This window comes from Pseudomonas sp. UV AK001, assembly GCF_046097675.1.
GTDB lineage: Bacteria > Pseudomonadota > Gammaproteobacteria > Pseudomonadales > Pseudomonadaceae > Aquipseudomonas > Aquipseudomonas kribbensis.
Window position 1 is genome coordinate 1,299,145 of the sequence record NZ_JBJUVZ010000001.1, and the last position, 16,175, is coordinate 1,315,319.

17 protein-coding genes are annotated in these 16,175 nt (G+C 59.4%); 14 read left to right on the plus strand and 3 right to left on the minus strand.

All coding sequences use genetic code 11. The annotated features are described in order from the left end of the window. Positions 1-17 precede the first annotated feature (17 nt). On the plus strand, positions 18-926 hold the full coding sequence (locus tag ACKLNA_RS05880; RefSeq protein ID WP_085708153.1) for a LysR substrate-binding domain-containing protein: 909 nt from the start codon (positions 18-20) through the stop codon (positions 924-926). Then, complete coding sequence (locus tag ACKLNA_RS05885; protein WP_085731075.1) at positions 923-1,282, plus strand: MmcQ/YjbR family DNA-binding protein; 360 nt, start codon at positions 923-925, stop codon at positions 1,280-1,282. Before ACKLNA_RS05880 ends, ACKLNA_RS05885 begins: the two co-directional genes overlap by 4 nt. Positions 1,283-1,284: 2 nt before the next feature. Here ACKLNA_RS05885 and ACKLNA_RS05890 read toward each other — a convergent pair whose 3' ends face one another. Together ACKLNA_RS05890 and ACKLNA_RS05895 are read right to left on the minus strand one after the other, a co-directional pair. After that, positions 1,285-1,713 carry a DUF1294 domain-containing protein gene (locus ACKLNA_RS05890; protein ID WP_408985207.1) on the minus strand — a complete coding sequence of 143 codons (429 nt, stop codon included), beginning with the start codon at positions 1,711-1,713 and terminating at the stop codon, positions 1,285-1,287. Further along, positions 1,710-2,540, minus strand: a complete 831-nt coding sequence (locus tag ACKLNA_RS05895) for an undecaprenyl-diphosphate phosphatase (RefSeq protein ID WP_114882802.1) — start codon at positions 2,538-2,540, stop codon at positions 1,710-1,712. The genes ACKLNA_RS05890 and ACKLNA_RS05895 overlap by 4 nt, the downstream gene beginning before the upstream one ends. A 302-nt stretch (positions 2,541-2,842) precedes the next feature. Between ACKLNA_RS05895 and ACKLNA_RS05900 the strand changes: the two genes are divergently transcribed. The 9 genes from ACKLNA_RS05900 to ACKLNA_RS05940 all read left to right on the plus strand — a co-directional run bounded on the left by ACKLNA_RS05900 (position 2,843) and on the right by ACKLNA_RS05940 (position 10,966). Continuing rightward, a complete protein-coding gene (locus ACKLNA_RS05900; protein WP_408985208.1) occupies positions 2,843-4,477 on the plus strand; it encodes a methyl-accepting chemotaxis protein in 1,635 nt (544 codons plus the stop codon). 81 nt (positions 4,478-4,558) lie between these two features. After that, the gene (gene pnuC, locus ACKLNA_RS05905; protein ID WP_408985209.1) at positions 4,559-5,122 is read left to right on the plus strand and encodes a nicotinamide riboside transporter PnuC; all 564 of its coding nucleotides are present in this window, start codon (positions 4,559-4,561) and stop codon (positions 5,120-5,122) included. Further along, positions 5,119-5,643 (plus strand): AAA family ATPase, encoded by a 525-nt coding sequence (locus ACKLNA_RS05910; protein WP_408985210.1) that lies wholly within the window; start codon positions 5,119-5,121, stop codon positions 5,641-5,643. The genes pnuC and ACKLNA_RS05910 overlap by 4 nt, the downstream gene beginning before the upstream one ends. 346 nt (positions 5,644-5,989) lie before the next feature. After that, positions 5,990-6,439, plus strand: coding sequence for a hypothetical protein (locus ACKLNA_RS05915; RefSeq protein WP_408985211.1), 450 nt, complete (start codon positions 5,990-5,992; stop codon positions 6,437-6,439). 1 nt (position 6,440) lies between these two features. After that, on the plus strand, positions 6,441-7,010 hold the full coding sequence (locus tag ACKLNA_RS05920; protein WP_085708161.1) for an adhesin: 570 nt from the start codon (positions 6,441-6,443) through the stop codon (positions 7,008-7,010). 68 nt (positions 7,011-7,078) lie between these two features. Next, entirely contained in the window at positions 7,079-8,077 is a 999-nt protein-coding gene (locus ACKLNA_RS05925) for a heme utilization protein (RefSeq protein WP_408985212.1), read from the plus strand. A gap of 63 nt (positions 8,078-8,140) precedes the next feature. Next, positions 8,141-8,821, plus strand: a complete 681-nt coding sequence (locus tag ACKLNA_RS05930; RefSeq protein ID WP_085708163.1) for a C39 family peptidase — start codon at positions 8,141-8,143, stop codon at positions 8,819-8,821. Between the two features lie 44 nt (positions 8,822-8,865). Further along, on the plus strand, positions 8,866-9,612 hold the full coding sequence (locus ACKLNA_RS05935; protein ID WP_134826737.1) for a hypothetical protein: 747 nt from the start codon (positions 8,866-8,868) through the stop codon (positions 9,610-9,612). 46 nt (positions 9,613-9,658) lie between these two features. Beyond that, the gene (locus ACKLNA_RS05940; protein ID WP_408985213.1) at positions 9,659-10,966 is read left to right on the plus strand and encodes a hypothetical protein; all 1,308 of its coding nucleotides are present in this window, start codon (positions 9,659-9,661) and stop codon (positions 10,964-10,966) included. A 94-nt stretch (positions 10,967-11,060) separates the two neighbouring features. Here the strand turns inward: ACKLNA_RS05940 and ACKLNA_RS05945 are convergent, their stop codons facing one another. Continuing rightward, the gene (locus ACKLNA_RS05945; protein ID WP_114882782.1) at positions 11,061-12,386 is read right to left on the minus strand and encodes a sigma-54 dependent transcriptional regulator; all 1,326 of its coding nucleotides are present in this window, start codon (positions 12,384-12,386) and stop codon (positions 11,061-11,063) included. Between the two features lie 345 nt (positions 12,387-12,731). Here ACKLNA_RS05945 and ACKLNA_RS05950 point away from each other — a divergent pair, with 345 nt between their 5' ends. The 3 genes from ACKLNA_RS05950 (at position 12,732) to nhaB (ending at position 16,147) form a co-directional block, all read left to right on the plus strand. Next, the gene (locus ACKLNA_RS05950; RefSeq protein ID WP_085731086.1) at positions 12,732-12,998 is read left to right on the plus strand and encodes a hypothetical protein; all 267 of its coding nucleotides are present in this window, start codon (positions 12,732-12,734) and stop codon (positions 12,996-12,998) included. A 282-nt stretch (positions 12,999-13,280) separates the two neighbouring features. After that, positions 13,281-14,570: a hypothetical protein gene (locus ACKLNA_RS05955; protein ID WP_408985214.1), complete on the plus strand. Its 1,290-nt coding sequence runs from the start codon at positions 13,281-13,283 to the stop codon at positions 14,568-14,570. Positions 14,571-14,644: 74 nt separating this feature from the next. Further along, the gene (gene nhaB / locus ACKLNA_RS05960) at positions 14,645-16,147 is read left to right on the plus strand and encodes a sodium/proton antiporter NhaB (protein WP_408985215.1); all 1,503 of its coding nucleotides are present in this window, start codon (positions 14,645-14,647) and stop codon (positions 16,145-16,147) included. Positions 16,148-16,175: the final 28 nt, after the last annotated feature.

Below are 16,175 nucleotides of genomic sequence, written 5' to 3' on the forward strand. Positions count from 1 at the left end.
AACAGTCGGAATTCCCCATGCAAGACCTCAACGATCTCTACTATTTCGCCAAAGTGGTCGAGGCCGGCGGATTCGCCGCTGCCGGCCGCTTGCTGGGCATTCCCAAGTCGCGCCTGTCGCGGCGGATTGCCGAACTGGAAGAACGCCTGGGCGCGCGTCTGCTGCAACGCACCACCCGCCAATTGAAGCTGACCGCCGTGGGCGAACGCTATTTGCGCCACTGTCAGGCGATGCTGCTGGAAGCGGAAATGGCCGATGAAACGGTGGCCAGCATGTCCAGCGAACCCCGTGGACGCCTGCGGGTGTCGAGCCCCACGGGGCTGGCCCATGAAATGCTGCCGGTGGTGATCAGCAACTTCCTGGGCAAATACCCGCAGGTGCAACTGGAAGTCACCCTGATCAATCGCCGGGTCGACCTCATCACCGAAGGCATCGACGTCGCCCTGCGTGTTCGCGAACACGGCGACGAAGAACCGATGCTGGTAACCCGTCGCTTGCGTCAGGCGCAAATGGTGGTGGTCGCGAGTCCTTCCTTTATACAGGGCGTGGAAATCAATCATCCGCAGGACTTGAAAACCCTGCCGGTGCTCGGCGCGCTGGAAGCCGATCGCATGGTGCATGTGCGCCTGCTCGATCAGCACGGCAAGAGTTGCGATCTGGCGCTGGAAGCACGTTTGGGCATCGACGACTTCATTGTGCGCAAGGCGTGTGTGCTGGCCGGCCAGGGTTTCACCCTGTTGCCGATGATGTATTGCGAGGCGGAACTGAACAACGGCACGCTGGTGCAATTGCTGCCGGGCTGGTCGTTGCCCGGCGGTTGGCTGCAAGCGGTGTATCCGCATCGGCGCGGTGTGATGCCGGCGGTGCGCGCGTGGATAGATCATCTGGTCGAATCGTTCAATGCCTGTGGAGAGCGGCTGTTATGAAACAAGGAAAGATGAGCGAAGCGGACGTCGCGGACTTCTGCCTGGCATTGCCCGGTGCCCGGGAAGACTATAAATGGGGCGGTGTGCGGGTGTTTTCGATTGCCGGCAACAAGATGTTCGCCTTGCAGGGGCTGCGCGGTGAGTCGCTGGCGTTCAAGGTCGACAAGGATCTGTTTCTCGGTCATTGCGACCGGCCGGGCATTCACCCGGCACCCTATCTGGCGCGGGCGCAGTGGATCATCATGCACCCGCCCTACCCCTTGGGCGCCGAGGAACTGCGAGGATTGCTGCAACGCTCTCATCAACTGGTGGTGAGCAAATTGCCGAAGAAAACCCAGGTGGGCTTGCTGCTGTAGCCCTACCCCAACGCCAACAGGTTCGAACCGAGGAACAACTGATCGATCCAGAACACCTGGTGCAGCGCAACGATCACCCAGAACAGAATCTGAAACGACACCTTGCGCGTCTTGTGCCGGAAGACTTGCTGGGCGATCAATGCGCCCGGCCAGCCGCCCGCCAGTTCCACGGCGTGCAGGACGTTTTCCGGCGTGCGCCAGGCGTCGGCGCGGGCCTTGCGCTTGTCCGCCCAGTACAGGAAGAACGCCAGCACGCTGACAATCCCGTAGGCCATCAACGGCACCCATGAGATCCCGCGCAGCCACATCGACAGCGAGCCGAACAGCGGCAACGCGCAGACGATCAGCAGCACGAACAGCTTCAGCTTCAGATGCTGGATGCTGCCACCGGACGGGCCGCGATCCTGGCGGCGTGCGCGGGAGTCACTCATGCCTTGGCCGCCGCCCAGTCCACCCAGCCGAACTGCCAGGTCGCCAGAATCAACAGGCCGAACACGATCCGGTACCAGGCGAATGCCGCGTAGCTGTGGCTGGCGATGAACTTCAGCAAACCGCGCACGGCGATCATGGCGAAAACGAATGCGGTGACAAAACCGATCGCAAACACCGGGAAGTCCGCCGGTACGAACAGCGCGCGGTACTTGTAGCCCGAATACACCGCCGCACCGACCATGGTCGGCATCGCCAGAAAGAACGAGAACTCGGTGGCGGTCTTGCGCGAGAGACCGAACAGCAGCCCGCCGATAATGGTCGAGCCGGAGCGCGAGGTGCCCGGGATCATCGCCAGGCACTGCGCGAAGCCGACCTTCAGCGCATCTTTCCAGGTGATCTCGTCCACGGTTTCGGCGTGCACTTCATGCTGCCGGCGCTCGGCCCACAACATGATGAAGCCGCCGACCACCAGCGCCGTCGCCACGGTGATCGGGTTGAACAGGTATTTGTGAATCAGATCGGCAAAGATCACGCCCAGCACCACGGCGGGCAGGAAGGCGATCAGCAGGTTGGCGGTAAAGCGCCGGGCACTCGGCTGGGTCGGCAAGCCGATGACCACGTCGAGGATCTTGCGGCGAAACTCCCAGACCACCGCGAGAATCGCGCCGAGCTGAATGATGATGTTGAACGCCATGGCGCGTTCGCCGCCGAAATTCAGCAGGTCGGCGACGATGATCTGGTGTCCGGTACTGGAAATGGGCAAAAACTCCGTCAGCCCTTCTACAACTCCAAGAATCAGTGCCTGCAAGGCGGTCCAAAGGTCCATCAATCCCCCAAAGAGCGATGCGCTCAGGCATGCCCCGATAGTATTTTTTTACGTTCACTGCGATCAGCGTAGCTGTGTTGCTGTACCGATTCCGCGCGCCAAGGATCCACACGAAACGGTCAAAATTCCGTGAAATGTCAACTTGGGTTCAGGTTTTCACCCACGGGGCCGAAATCCTAACAGACAAGCCGTAATCGCGCTGCCGCGCTCTACGACTTGGGTCGCGTATGCCCGGCCACTGAAATGTGGTTGGATGCTGGCGGTGATTTATTACAAGAAAAAGAAACCGGAGTGACAGCGTTATGAACAGCTTGCGCAGTGTGTCGATCAGCCGACGCTTGTGGCTCATCTTGATTGTGGCGGTGGTCATGCTGCTGACCCTGGGCCTGCTGATGCTCAAGCAGATCCACGATGACCTGTATCACGCCAAGGCCCAGAAAACCCAGCACGTGGTGCAGACCGCCAGCGGTTTGCTGACCTACTACCAGGGCCTGGAAGCGGCCGGAACCCTGACCCGCGACGCCGCCCAGAAACAGGCGCTGACCGCGATTCGCGGCCTGCGCTATGACCAGAGCGACTACTTCTGGATCAACGACCTCACGCCCGTGATGGTCATGCACCCGACCAATCCCAAGCTCGAAGGCCAGAACCTCTCGGCGATCCGCGACCCGGACGGATTTGCGGTGTTTAACGAGATGGTTGCCATTGCCAAAGCCAAGGGCGCCGGCATGGTCGATTACCGTTGGCCGAAACCCGGTGCCAGCGAGCCGGTGGCCAAGACCTCCTACGTGAAACTGTTCGAACCATGGGGCTGGGTGCTGGGTTCCGGTGTGTACGTCGACGATGTGCAGGCCGAGTTTCAGGGCCAGGTGATCAAGGCGTCCGTCGTAGGCCTGGTCATCGCGCTGATCATGGGCGTGCTGGTGATCCTGATTGCCCGCAGCATCGTCCGCCCGCTGCAGGAAACCGTAAACGCCATGGCCAACATCGCCAGCGGCGAAAGCGACCTGACCCGCAGCCTCGACACCCATGGCCAGGACGAAGTCACGCAACTGGCCCATCACTTCAATGCCTTCACCGCCAAGCTGCGCCGGGTGATCGGCGATTTGCAGGTGTCGGCCAGCGCGCTGGGCCAGTCCTCCACTGAACTGGGCAATGACGCGAGTCAGGCCCAACAACGCAGCCAGCAACAATCGCAGCAGATGGAGCTGGTGGCGACGGCCATCAACGAAGTCACTTACGGCGTGCAGGATGTGGCCAAGAACGCCGAGCATGCCGCCAACGAAATGCGCGATGCCGAAGCCCAGGCGCAGCAAGGCCAGATCAACATCGACGGCAGCCTGCAACAGATCGACAAACTGTCCGGCACCATCGATCAGGCCGTCGAAGTGATTCGTACGCTGGCAACCGAAAGCACGCAGATCGGCAGCGTTCTGGAAGTGATCCGTTCGATTGCCGAGCAGACCAACCTGCTGGCACTCAACGCCGCCATCGAAGCCGCCCGGGCGGGCGAACAGGGCCGTGGTTTTGCCGTGGTGGCGGATGAAGTTCGTTTGCTGGCGCAACGCACGCAGAAATCCACGGCGGAAATCCAGTCGATGATCGAGCGCCTGCAAAACCATTCCGAAGCCGCCGTGAAGGTGATCGGCGACAGCAGCAAGGCGTCGCAACTGACCATCGAACAGGCCGGACTGGCCGGCGCCAGCCTCAATGCCATCGGCCAGGCGCTGCGCAACCTCAACGGCCTGAACGCCTCGATCGCCAGTGCGACCCTGCAACAGGCGCACGTGGTCGAGGACATCAACCAGAACGTCACCCAGGCTGCCGGCCTGTCCCACAGCACCGCACTGGCTGCCGAGCAGTCGAGTGCAGCCAGCGTGCGGCTCGGTCAGTTGAGCGAGCAATTGAACGGTTTGCTGCGCCAGTTCCGCGTCTGATCCCGGTCACCGGTGGGAGCTCACTCCCACCGGTTTTTGGGTACAATCCGCTCCCTCTTTTACTCCCTCCAAGGATCTTGCATGTCCGGGCTCGAACTGTTTGCCGCCGCCCTCGGTGTGATCGCCGTCTGGCTGACGGTCAAACAGAACCCCTGGTGCTGGCCGATCGGGCTAGTCATGGTGCTGCTCTACAGCTGGATCTTCTTCGAAGTGAAGCTGTATTCGGACATGTTGCTGCAAGTGGTTTACGCCGCGCTGCAAGTCTACGGCTGGTGGCAATGGACCCGGGCCGGGACGATGCATGACGGCCGTGAGGTCAGCCGGCTCGACACACCTTCGATGCTCAAAGGGTTGGCCATCGGCGCCGCCGGCAGCCTTTTGCTGGGTGCGGCCATGGCGCACTGGACCGATGCCGCGCAGCCCTGGCTCGACGCGGCGTTGACCGCTTTCAGCCTGGTCGCGCAATTCTGGATGGCGCACAAGCGCCTGCAATGCTGGGCGCTGTGGTTCGTGTTGGATGTGATCTTCGTCGGCCTGTTTCTTTATAAGGGCCTTTACCTCACCGCTGCGCTTTACGCCCTGTTCACCCTGATCGCGGTGCAGGGCTGGCGGGAATGGCGCGCCGATCCGGCGTTGCGCGCATGAAAGTCGTTGTCCTGACCGGGCCGGAATCCACCGGCAAGAGCTGGCTGGCGGCCGGGCTGCAGCAACAGTTCGGCGGTTTGCGGGTGGACGAGTACGTGCGCTGGTTCATCGAGCAGAATCCGAGGGACACCTGCCTCGCAGACATTCCCGAGATTGCTCGCGGCCAATTGCAGTGGGAAGACGAAGCTCGAGTACAGCAGCCGTCGTTGCTGATTCTAGACACTCATCTGTTGAGCAACATTCTCTGGAGCCGGACGTTGTTCGGCGACTGTCCCGACTGGCTGGAACCGGAACTGCTGGCGCGTCATTACGACCTGCACCTGCTGCTCTCCCCGGAGCAGATCGACTGGACCGACGATGGCCAGCGCTGCCAGCCGCAGTTGAGTGAACGACTGGCGTTCTACAACGCCACAAAGGCCTGGCTGGAACAACATCACCAACCAGTCCGGATCATTCAGGGTGACTGGGCCACGCGGCAGATTCAGGCCTTCGACGCCGTGCGAAACCTGCTGGAAAGCTGACCCCATTTCCCGGGGCGATTTCCCCTGCTTTGGGGCCAAAGTGTCCGTTCCTGAAACACTCCCCCGGGTGCAAAGTGCCCGTCTCAACGGCCTTCATCGCTTTGTCACCCGACTTGTTACGCCTGTGAAACACCTGATCGCAAACCCTTGTTCCAGAGCTTTGCAATGGGTACGGGCGCTTGGAGCGACGATGTGTTGTTTCAATGTTGAAACAGCTTTTGTATCAGGGCTGCACACCTTTGAGCCAACCCGTTGAAATCCAAGAATATTTAAAAACCGGCACAGCTTTCGCTCTCTCCTTCACAACGCTGACTTGGGCCAGCCCACTGAAGAAGGAATTGCCGCCGTGGGAAACATCAACAAAGCCTTCACCTGCCTTCTGCTGATCGGATCAGCAGCCAGCACATTCCTCAGTTCCAACGTTCAGGCCGAAGGCAATGGCGTGATCGTGCTCAACCGCGACGTCCAGCCCATTCCGATCGGACGCAGCGCTCCCGGCAAAGACCCCTACCCGACCACAGTGAATGCCAACCCTTCGGGTCGCATCAATCAAGCAATGACCAGCACCGAACTCAATGACGGTGACTTTGCCAGTGTAGCCAGTGGCGCATCCATTCGCGGCAACATCGGGGTTGATTCCAGCATGCCCGGCATGAACGTCCTGACCAATCCAAACGGCCTGCCCGGCATGAGCGCCGGTCATGGCGGCGGCGGTGGCGGCACGATTTCCAACACCATCAACCGCTCCCTCAGCACCGGTCTGGCTCCGCTGACCCGCATGGCCGGAGGCCAATAAGATGAATCGTTCCCTGCTCCTTTTGGCACTCCTCGGCTGCACCAGCGTGATGGCCGACCCAAGCGCCGTGGACAGCGCCAACATTCAAAACTCCGGCGTTCAGTACAACGGCAACTTCAACGTCAACCAGGCCGCCGGCGATCAGCAGCAACAGACCAACGTCAAGTCGATTGCCATCGGCACGTCGGCCAGCGCCACCACCACCATTCACCAGAAACTCGACACCCCCGCCGACCGCTCGATCAACGCGAGCTCGACCATCGGCGGCACCTCATTCAGTAACGGCAACGGCGCACTGGGCGTGAACCAGGGTTCCGGGGCCAACAACCAGATGGCCAACGCCATGCGCATCAGCATCAGTGCTGCACCGCAGAGCGTTGACGATAGCGCCCTTTCCCAACAGAACGTGGCGTTGTTACCGAGCTCAGGAGCAACTGGTACCCCCGGCAGTCGCCAGGTCACGACAAGTGATCAGGCCTTCACCGGCAGTCGCGGGGTAATCCAGGTGAACCAGAGTGCCGGGGTGGGGAACCGAATGGCTAACACCCTGAGCATCCGGGTCGCTGACTGACCCAAACAAGCAGTGCAATTAGAAAGTACCAACACTTAACCAACTAATAAGCACGACGGAGAAACACCATGAAACCTACAATGGCTCTCAAACCACTGGTTTTCGCACTCGCAGCAGTGATGGCAATCGCAGCACAGGCAGGCGGTCGTGATGACAATCACGGTCATGGTCACGATCACGGCCCAAAAGGCCCAACCCTTGAAGAACTGCTGCAAATCGGTGCAGGTGCCGGTGCTGCAGTGCTCGATGCGCAAAACAACAGCGGTAACACTGTGTTGAACCAGGGCACTCAAAATAACGCCAACGTCAGCGGCTCCCTCAACGGCGCCAACGGCAACATCGGCGCAAACAACGCTGGCGGTGACGGCAACCAGCAAGACAACGCCGCTGCACTGGCAACCGCCGACGAAAGCTTCATCTTCGGCTCCGCCGTATCTGCCTCCAGCGCAACCCAGGTCAACACCAACAACACCGTTGCCAACTACTCCAGCACTGCCAACGCCAGCCTGAACAACGTCGGCAACAGCGGCTCGGGTAACATCGGCGTGAACAACGCCGCCGGCAACTTCAACCAACAGAAAAACAACCTGGCAATCGCTGTATCCGGTGGTCGTGTAGCGCAAGCCGCTGCCGCCGCCAACCAAAGCACCACCGGTCTGCAAGTCGGCAACAACGGCACTCAGACCTACAAAAAAGATACCCTTACTGGCACTGTCACCGCCGCCGGCGCATTCGTGGCCGCAGGCACTGCAACCACCAAAGACGATGATCACGGTCATGGTGGTTATGGTGGCGGCTACGGCAACAACGACCGTGGCCACGGTGGTAACGGCGGCAAAGATCAGAAATCTGATTTCGTTGCCGTGGGTGTCTTCGGTCTGGCTGGTGTGACCACTCAACAAGTGATGACTCCAGACGGCTGGAAAAACCCTGTCACCAACAACGCCAACATGACCAACGTGGGCAACAACTGGTCTGGCAACGGTGGCTTCAACAACGCTGCCGGCGTTGGCAACCAACAAAGCAACTCGCTGTCCATCGCTGCAGGTTGCAAAGCCTGCATGTAATCGCGATCGAAACGAAAGCCCCGGAAACGGGGCTTTTCCTCAGTCCGCATAGGCGTATCGATCATGCGTAAGACTACCCTCCTCGCTCTGCTTTGCCTGTCCGGCCTGGCCCAGGCTGCCCAGATGCCCGTGGCTGCCCTGCCGGGTGGCACACTCGTCTACAAAAACGTGCAAAGCATTCGTGAGCGCAAGTTTTCCGACATCGTCGAACAAAAAACCGATTTCAGCTGCGGCGCCGCCGCACTGGCGACGGTACTGCGCCAGGCTTATTGGCTCGACGTCGATGAAGAGCACATCATCAAAGGCATGCTGGTCAACTCCGACCAGGACCTTGTCCGTACACAAGGTTTCTCCATGCTGGACATGAAGCGCTACATAGAAAGCATCGGCATGCGCGCCAGGGGCTACAAGATTCCTCCGGAAAAACTCGACGCGGTCACTATTCCGGTGGTGGTACTGATGGAAATTCGCGGCTACAAGCATTTCGTGGTGCTGCAGCGGGCAGACAAGGATTGGGTCTACATCGGAGACCCGGTTTTAGGACACAAACGCTACGCCCATGATGACTTTGTCAAAGGTTGGAACGGCATCGTCTTTGCCATCGTCGGCCCCGGATACGACAAGACCAATGCATTACGCAGTCCTCCGGCACCGCTGACCGCCAAGAACAAGCTGGATAACTTCAACCCCGTCAAAGATGCTGAATTGATGGACTTCGGGTTCATACAGAGCGACTTCTTTTAATCGCCGATTATAAAGAGTGGGGCTGGATGTCCCGGGAGCAGCAGATGAAAACCTCATACTGGCTGGCCGCCGCCTGCCTGGCAGCGAGTGCGTCAGGCTATGCCAATGCAGGATTCAAACCCATAGAAATCCAGGATTCGGAGCTGTCACAGCTTCGCGGTCGTTATGTCATGCCGGGGCGGATCATCAGCTTCGGCATCGTCATGAGCAGTACCTGGCGCAACGCCAGCGGTGATCTGATCGGGGCTGCGACCTCGATGCAATTGCAGGCAGCAACCGTAAAACCCGAATTCTATGTCTCGACCATCAAGGAAACCGGCAACGGCAGCACCCCGCAAACGGGTACCGGCTCGGTCATTGGTGGCGCAGGACTCAACAGCTCCCAGGGCGTGACGCAAAGCGTTCGCGCCGCCGGCGACGGCAACACGGCCTACAACAACGTGGCGATCAATGTTTCCGAAGCCAACCAGGCCCCCGCGCTGGTACCGGCCCAAGGGCAGGCCCTGATGGCCGGACAAACGATTTCCGGCAGTAATGCCGCTGGCAGTGTCGCGGTTTCGGCCACTGGCGGTGGCGTACAAATGGCCATTCAGGCCGCAGGCAATCAGGGCACGGCCCTGCAACAAGTGGCTCAAGGAGGTCTGCTGCAAAACACCCGCTTGCTCGGAAATGCAAACGTCGTCAACAACCTGACGCAACTCAATGTTGTCCTTAACAATAACGGCATGAGCGCCGGCGCACTGGACTGCAATTTGAGTCAACTCAGAGCACTACGCAATATCGGATATTGAACTACGCTGAGTCTCGATCCATTGGGCTTAAAGGGACGGCTTATTCATGTATCGATCAGTATCACTGCGTGCCGCTGTATGTTTGAGTACTCTTCTACCCGCGGCGATGCTGCAAGCAGCACCTGATGCGGATGTAGAGACCTTGAAACAGGAACTTCTGGAGCTTAAGCAACGATACGAAGTGCAACAGAAAGCCCTGGCGGTGCTCGAACAACGGGTCCGCCAGGTCGAAGATCAACCGGCTTCTCCACCACCAAAACGTCTGGCCAAATCGCCAGCCGACATGAAAGGCAATCCCAAAGTGGCCACCGGTACCGGGGCCGCAGCAGCGTCGGGGGGCGCCGCCGGGGGCAGTGGCGCATCCTATGGCCAGTCGCTGGCCGACGATTCACAACCTGCACAGAGTGTGTCCAACCTGTACGACGAGGCCAGCGGCTTCTTTGGCGGGGGCAAGTTCAGCTTCGAAACCGGTATCACCTATTCGCGTTATGACACGCGCCAGTTGATTCTCAATGGCTTCCTGGCTCTGGACTCGATCTTCCTGGGCAACATCAACCTTGACCGGATCAAGGCCGACACCTGGACCCTCGACCTGACAGGCCGCTACAACTTCGATAACCGCTGGCAGTTCGACGTGAACGTACCGGTGGTGTATCGCGATTCGACTTATCAGTCGGGCGGCGGCAACCAGGGCGCGGCTAACGTGACGACCGAACAGGATGTGACGCGGGATCCGACCATTGGCGACGTCAACTTCGGCATCGCCTACAAGTTCCTGGACGAGTCGGTCAACACCCCGGACGCGGTGGTTACCCTGCGGGTCAAGGCGCCAACCGGCAAGGATCCGTTCGGCATCAAGCTGCGCCAGAGCGACGCCAACTCCAACCTGTTCGTGCCTGACACCCTGCCGACCGGCAACGGCGTCTGGTCGATCACCCCCGGCGTATCGCTGGTCAAGACGTTTGACCCGGCCGTGCTGTTCGGCAGCCTTTCCTACACCCACAACCTGGAGGAGTCGTTCGACGACATCAGTTCCACGGTCAACCAGAAAACCCCCGGCAAGGTCCGTATCGGCGACAGCTTCCAGATCGGCGCAGGCATAGCCTTCGCACTCAACGAAAAAATGAGTATGTCGTTCTCGGTATCCGACCTTGTGCAACGCAAGAGCAAGCTGAAACAGGATGGCGGAGACTGGCAATCGGTGGTGTCGAGCGACGCCAACGCCGGTTACTTCAACGTCGGCATGACCATCGCGGCCACCGACAACCTGACCATCGTGCCCAACCTGTCCATCGGCATGACCGACGATGCCCCGGACTTTTCCTTCAGCCTGAAATTCCCGTACTACTTCTAACCCGCCCCACCCTGAACGCAACATCATAAAAAGGCCCGCTGCGATGCACTCGCAGCGGGCCTTTTCAGCTTCTTCCCCGAAGAAGCACCGCGCCCTAGCGGATCTGGTGTTTGTGCAACAAGCGGTAGAACGTCGGCCGTGAAACCCCCAGCACCTTGGCGGCCACGCTGAGGTTGTCGCTGTGCCGGTTCAGCACATCGCACAACGCCTGGCGTTCGGCGCGGGTCTTGTAGTCTTCGAGGGTGCCCATCGGTGTGGCCAGCGACTGCTGACTGATCAGCCCCAGGTCACGGGCCTCGATCTGCCGGCCTTCAGCCAGCACCAGGCCGCGTCGCACGCGGTTGGCCAGTTCACGGACATTGCCCGGCCAGTCATGCTTGCCCATGGCGATCAGAGCGTCTTCACTGAAGCTGCGCGGACGGCGGCCGGTTTCGTGGCTATAGAAATGGGAAAAGTGGTTGGCCAGCATCGACAGATCGCCATGCCGTTCTCGCAACGGCGCGGTCACAACTTGCAGCACATTGAGCCGGTAGTACAAGTCCTCACGAAAGCGCTTTTTCTCGATCGCCGCTTCAAGGTCGACGTGGGTGGCTGCCAGCACCCGGACATCCACCGGGATCGGCTGGCTGCCGCCTACTCGCTCTATGTGTTTTTCCTGGAGAAATCGCAGCAGATTGGCTTGCAGCTCCAACGGCAGATCGCCGATTTCATCGAGAAACAATGTGCCGCCATTAGCCGCCTCGATGCGTCCGACCTTGCGTTGATGAGCCCCGGTGAATGCGCCTTTTTCGTGACCGAACAGTTCGGACTGGATCAGATGTTCGGGAATTGCCCCGCAGTTGATGGCCACGAACGGTTTGCTGTGGCGCTGCGATTGCCGATGCAGGGTACGGGCGACCAGTTCCTTACCGGTCCCGCTTTCCCCGCGAATCAGTACCGGTGACTCGGTGGGAGCCAGTTTGCTCAACAGCTTGCGCAGTTCACGGATCGGTTTGCTGTCGCCCAGCAGCTCGTGCTCCGGCTGGTCCACATGGACATTGCCCTGGCCGCGCAGGCGCGCCATGCCGAACGCCCGACCGAGCGTGACCTGTACCCGAGAGACGTCGAACGGCAAGGTATGGAAGTCGAAAAACCATTCACAAACGAAGTCCCCGACGTTCTGCAGGCGCAGCACTTCCTGATTCAGCACGGCGATCCACTCGGTACCGCTGCGGCTGATCAATTCTTTAACAGCTTCGGGACGTTCCAGGTGAAAGGGCTGCAAACGCAGCAGGCCGACATCGCAACTGCGGTCGGCGGCGTTTTCCAGGCTACAGCTGTCGACATCCCAGCCGACCGCACGCAAACCGGGCAATAATCGGTGACAGTCGTCACAAGGGTCGACTACCAATAAACGTCGTAACGCAGGCGCTTCGCTCATGACTGTTCCTTGGCGCCAAATTATAGGAAATGATTGTAAAAACAGTCATTTGGCAGACCTGGCTGTAACATTAGCAAGAATTTGACGGCGCCTTGTATCGATTGCTTATAGGTGTACAAGTGAAGCAGTTATAAGAACCTGTTTTATTAGTTGGCTATCGACTCGAATCTTTCACCCAGCTTTCAAAAAACGCCGTAACAGAGATTGTATGAAAGAAAGTCGAAATTTCTTCAAATCCTGTGTGACCTGTCAGCGGGTTGCGTGCATCAGTACAAGTAACTCGCCGAACGGTAAGCCCAACCGACGGCACATCACTTGATTGGGCACTAATAGAGAGAAGACCCCATGACCGCCCCGCTCCGTATCAACGAAGCTCTTTTGATTGCCAACCACGCGTTCAAACCTTTTCAATGCGTGGCCTGGGCCCCACAAGACGGCAATGGCGAACTGAGCCTGACCGTTATCGACCGCACCAACTCGCAGATCGGTCGCACCCGTATTCCAAGCAGTGCCTATTCCGATCCGGCCCAACTTGAGTTCCTGTTGCAACAGGCTCGCGCTGAGCTGAGCGACGAAGGTTACGCACTGCAGTCCTGGTCGATGCCACACTGATCCGAGGGCAATGCGGATGACTTCAAAGTCATCCGCCCTCTTCTTTCAAGTTGCTGAATCCTTTTTAACTTCAGCCACTTTGTACAACTTTCCACTGCACTTTCGTGCGCGAATACTTGGCAGGCTTGCGACTGGTTCAAAAAGTCACTGTTCTGGCACAGAACGACGCTCCACCTGTTAGTTCTGTCAGTTGTACTTGCGCCTGTTCAGGGATTGAATGTTTCGCCATGCAGTTACCGACCCTCCTTACGGATACGGGCCGACTCGCAAGGAGAAGCATGAATGTCAATCCACACCGCCATCGCGCTGCCGACGCCCGCGAACAACGCCGGACAACTCGACAAGTCGTTTGCCAACAACGGCGTGACTCAGGTTTATTTTGCCGGCAGCACGTCCAGTCTGACTCAGCATGTGGCGCTCGATCGGCAAGATCGCATACTGGTCGCAGCCAAAATCGGTACGCCCCAAGGTAGCCGTTTCGGTATTGCTCGCCTTCTGGAGGACGGTTCGGCGGATCTTGGTTTCGGTTTTCAAGGCAGTGTGATCGGTCAGTTCGCTGCCGGATTCGAAGCCACGGGCAGCAAGGTTCAGGCCCTGCCCGACGGAAGAATCCTGCTGGCTGGCCTGCATTACGAATCCGAACATCGCACCCTTCCCGCCCTGACGTTGTTCGATGAACACGGCCGGCCGGACCCGGACTTCGGCGACAACGGCGTCAAGATCATTCGCCTGCCCGGTGACCTGTCCTTGGGCACCCGCGATACGTGGCTTCCACCCGGCGTCCCGGGAGCAGAAGCCTGCGATCTCGCCGTCCAGGATGACGGGCATATCCTGTTGATCGCTAATCACCACTGCTCACTGGCGGACCACGTTGGCATGCTGATCCGCGTCACCCCCGTTGGCCTTTTGGACAAGACCTTCAATGGCCGGGGCTTTGTAATGGTTCGACACCTGTTGCTCAACACCTGGCTGGGCGGTCTGTTGCTGCAGAAAGACGGACGAATCGTGGTGGCTGGCGCAATCGACTTTCCCCAGGAAGGACTGCTCGCACGCTACCTGCCGGACGGGCAGCTCGATGAACGGTTTGCGGTAGACGGTTTCCTGTCGTTCAAGGCTCAGGGGCACAGCGCTCTGGCGAATCAGGTCATTGAGTCGGGGCAACATCTGCATTGCTTTGGTAGCAGCCGGGACCCGATTCGTTGTATGGCGTTGACTGTCCACAATAATGGCCGTCCCGAACTGCACTGCAACAACGGTCAACCCACCCTGCTGGACATCGGCCCCAGCGGCTGCCAGTGGAGTGCCGCACAACGCATGCCGGACGGTCGGCTGATCGCTGCCGGTGCCACGATTGGAGGCGTCGAGGCCGATTTCATTGTTGCGCGGTATCTGGCCAACGGTCGCCTCGACCATAGCTTCGGCGCCGGCCACGGCTGGTTGCGTACGCGGCTGGGCCGTAGTCTCGACACCGCTACATCCCTGGCGTTGCAACCGGAAGGCGGGATTCTGGTTGGAGGCTATTCACTGGATGGCAACTACCGCGCTGTGGTTGCGCGCTATCTGAACCCATAAACAGAAACTTCCCACACTTGATCTTGCTCAGCGCTTGCGGCACCTTGCGCGCTTCTTAAAGCAAGGAGCAACCGATGTCCGGTTCGATGGCCCAGGCGTTCGCGCACAACTTTCTCGGGCATTCGCCCAGCTGGTACAAGGCGTGCATCGTCGGATTCCTGATTCTCAACGCCGTGGTGCTGTGGTTGGCAGGTCCTGTCGCTGCCGGCTGGCTGTTGGTGATCGAATTCATTTTCACTTTGGCCATGGCGCTCAAGTGCTACCCGCTGATGCCCGGCGGTTTGCTGCTGATCGAAGCCTTGTTGTTGAAGATGACCACGCCCCAGGCGCTGTATGAAGAGTTGCAGCACAATTTTCCGGTGATCCTGCTGCTGATGTTCATGGTCGCCGGCATCTACTTCATGAAGGATCTGCTGCTGTTCCTGTTCTCGCGGTTGCTGCTCGGCGTGCGTTCGAAGATGCTGCTGGCGCTGATGTTCTGCTTTTTGTCGGCGTTTCTTTCGGCCTTTCTCGACGCGCTGACCGTAACCGCCGTGATCATCAGTGCCGCCGTCGGCTTCTATTCGGTCTATCACCGTGTCGCCTCCGGCAACGATCCGCGCCAGGACAGCGAATTCAGCGACGATCAGCATTTGCCGAAGCTGCATCACGAGGATCTGGAGCAGTTCCGTGCTTTCCTTCGCAGCCTGCTGATGCATGGCGCTGTCGGGACTGCGCTGGGCGGCGTCTGCACGCTGGTAGGCGAGCCGCAGAACCTGCTGATCGGCCATGAGATGGGCTGGCACTTCGCCGAATTCTTCCTCAAGGTCGCGCCGGTATCGCTGCCGGTGCTGGTGGCCGGTCTGTTGACCTGCATGCTGCTGGAGAAACTGCGCTGGTTCGGCTACGGCACCTTGCTGCCGGACAATGTCCGCGCAGTGCTGGCCGATTACGCCCGTGAAGACGATGCCGAACGTACGCCTCGCCAGCGCGCCGCGCTGCTGGTACAAGGCGCGGCCGCATTGATCCTGATTGCCGGTCTGGCGTTCCATGTCGCCGAAGTGGGTCTGATCGGTCTGATGGTGATTGTCCTGATCACCGCATTTACCGGCATCACCGACGAGCATCGTCTGGGCAGCGCATTCAAGGACGCCATGCCGTTCACTGCGTTGCTGGTGGTGTTTTTTGCCGTGGTGGCGGTGATCCATGATCAGCAACTGTTCGCGCCGTTGATCCAGTGGGTACTGGCACTGCCTGCCGATCAGCAACCGGGGATGCTGTTCATCGCCAACGGTCTGTTGTCGGCGATCAGTGACAACGTGTTCGTGGCGACGATCTACATCACCGAAGTGAAACAGGCATTCCTGTCCGGCCACATGAGCCGCGAACATTTCGAAACCCTGGCGATTGCGATCAACACCGGCACCAACCTGCCAAGCGTGGCGACGCCCAATGGTCAGGCTGCGTTCCTGTTTCTGCTGACGTCGGCGATTGCGCCGCTGGTGCGTTTGTCCTACGGGCGGATGGTGTGGATGGCGTTGCCCTACACCGTGGTGATGGGATTGCTCGGCTGGTATGCCGTGAGTTACTGGCTGTAGAAACAACAACGGGAGTCCTTGGGCTCCC

Coding starts and splice junctions, on each gene's coding strand:
- ACKLNA_RS05895 (WP_114882802.1), bottom strand. CDS start 2,540: ATGGACCTTTGGACCGCCTTGCAGGCACTGATTCTTGGAGTTGTAGAA.
- ACKLNA_RS05950 (WP_085731086.1), top strand. CDS start 12,732: ATGACCGCCCCGCTCCGTATCAACGAAGCTCTTTTGATTGCCAACCAC.
- ACKLNA_RS05890 (WP_408985207.1), bottom strand. CDS start 1,713: ATGAGTGACTCCCGCGCACGCCGCCAGGATCGCGGCCCGTCCGGTGGC.
- ACKLNA_RS05935 (WP_134826737.1), top strand. CDS start 8,866: ATGAAAACCTCATACTGGCTGGCCGCCGCCTGCCTGGCAGCGAGTGCG.
- ACKLNA_RS05900 (WP_408985208.1), top strand. CDS start 2,843: ATGAACAGCTTGCGCAGTGTGTCGATCAGCCGACGCTTGTGGCTCATC.
- ACKLNA_RS05930 (WP_085708163.1), top strand. CDS start 8,141: ATGCGTAAGACTACCCTCCTCGCTCTGCTTTGCCTGTCCGGCCTGGCC.
- nhaB (WP_408985215.1), top strand. CDS start 14,645: ATGTCCGGTTCGATGGCCCAGGCGTTCGCGCACAACTTTCTCGGGCAT.
- ACKLNA_RS05925 (WP_408985212.1), top strand. CDS start 7,079: ATGAAACCTACAATGGCTCTCAAACCACTGGTTTTCGCACTCGCAGCA.
- pnuC (WP_408985209.1), top strand. CDS start 4,559: ATGTCCGGGCTCGAACTGTTTGCCGCCGCCCTCGGTGTGATCGCCGTC.
- ACKLNA_RS05945 (WP_114882782.1), bottom strand. CDS start 12,386: ATGAGCGAAGCGCCTGCGTTACGACGTTTATTGGTAGTCGACCCTTGT.
- ACKLNA_RS05920 (WP_085708161.1), top strand. CDS start 6,441: ATGAATCGTTCCCTGCTCCTTTTGGCACTCCTCGGCTGCACCAGCGTG.
- ACKLNA_RS05910 (WP_408985210.1), top strand. CDS start 5,119: ATGAAAGTCGTTGTCCTGACCGGGCCGGAATCCACCGGCAAGAGCTGG.
- ACKLNA_RS05940 (WP_408985213.1), top strand. CDS start 9,659: ATGTATCGATCAGTATCACTGCGTGCCGCTGTATGTTTGAGTACTCTT.
- ACKLNA_RS05955 (WP_408985214.1), top strand. CDS start 13,281: ATGTCAATCCACACCGCCATCGCGCTGCCGACGCCCGCGAACAACGCC.
- ACKLNA_RS05880 (WP_085708153.1), top strand. CDS start 18: ATGCAAGACCTCAACGATCTCTACTATTTCGCCAAAGTGGTCGAGGCC.
- ACKLNA_RS05885 (WP_085731075.1), top strand. CDS start 923: ATGAAACAAGGAAAGATGAGCGAAGCGGACGTCGCGGACTTCTGCCTG.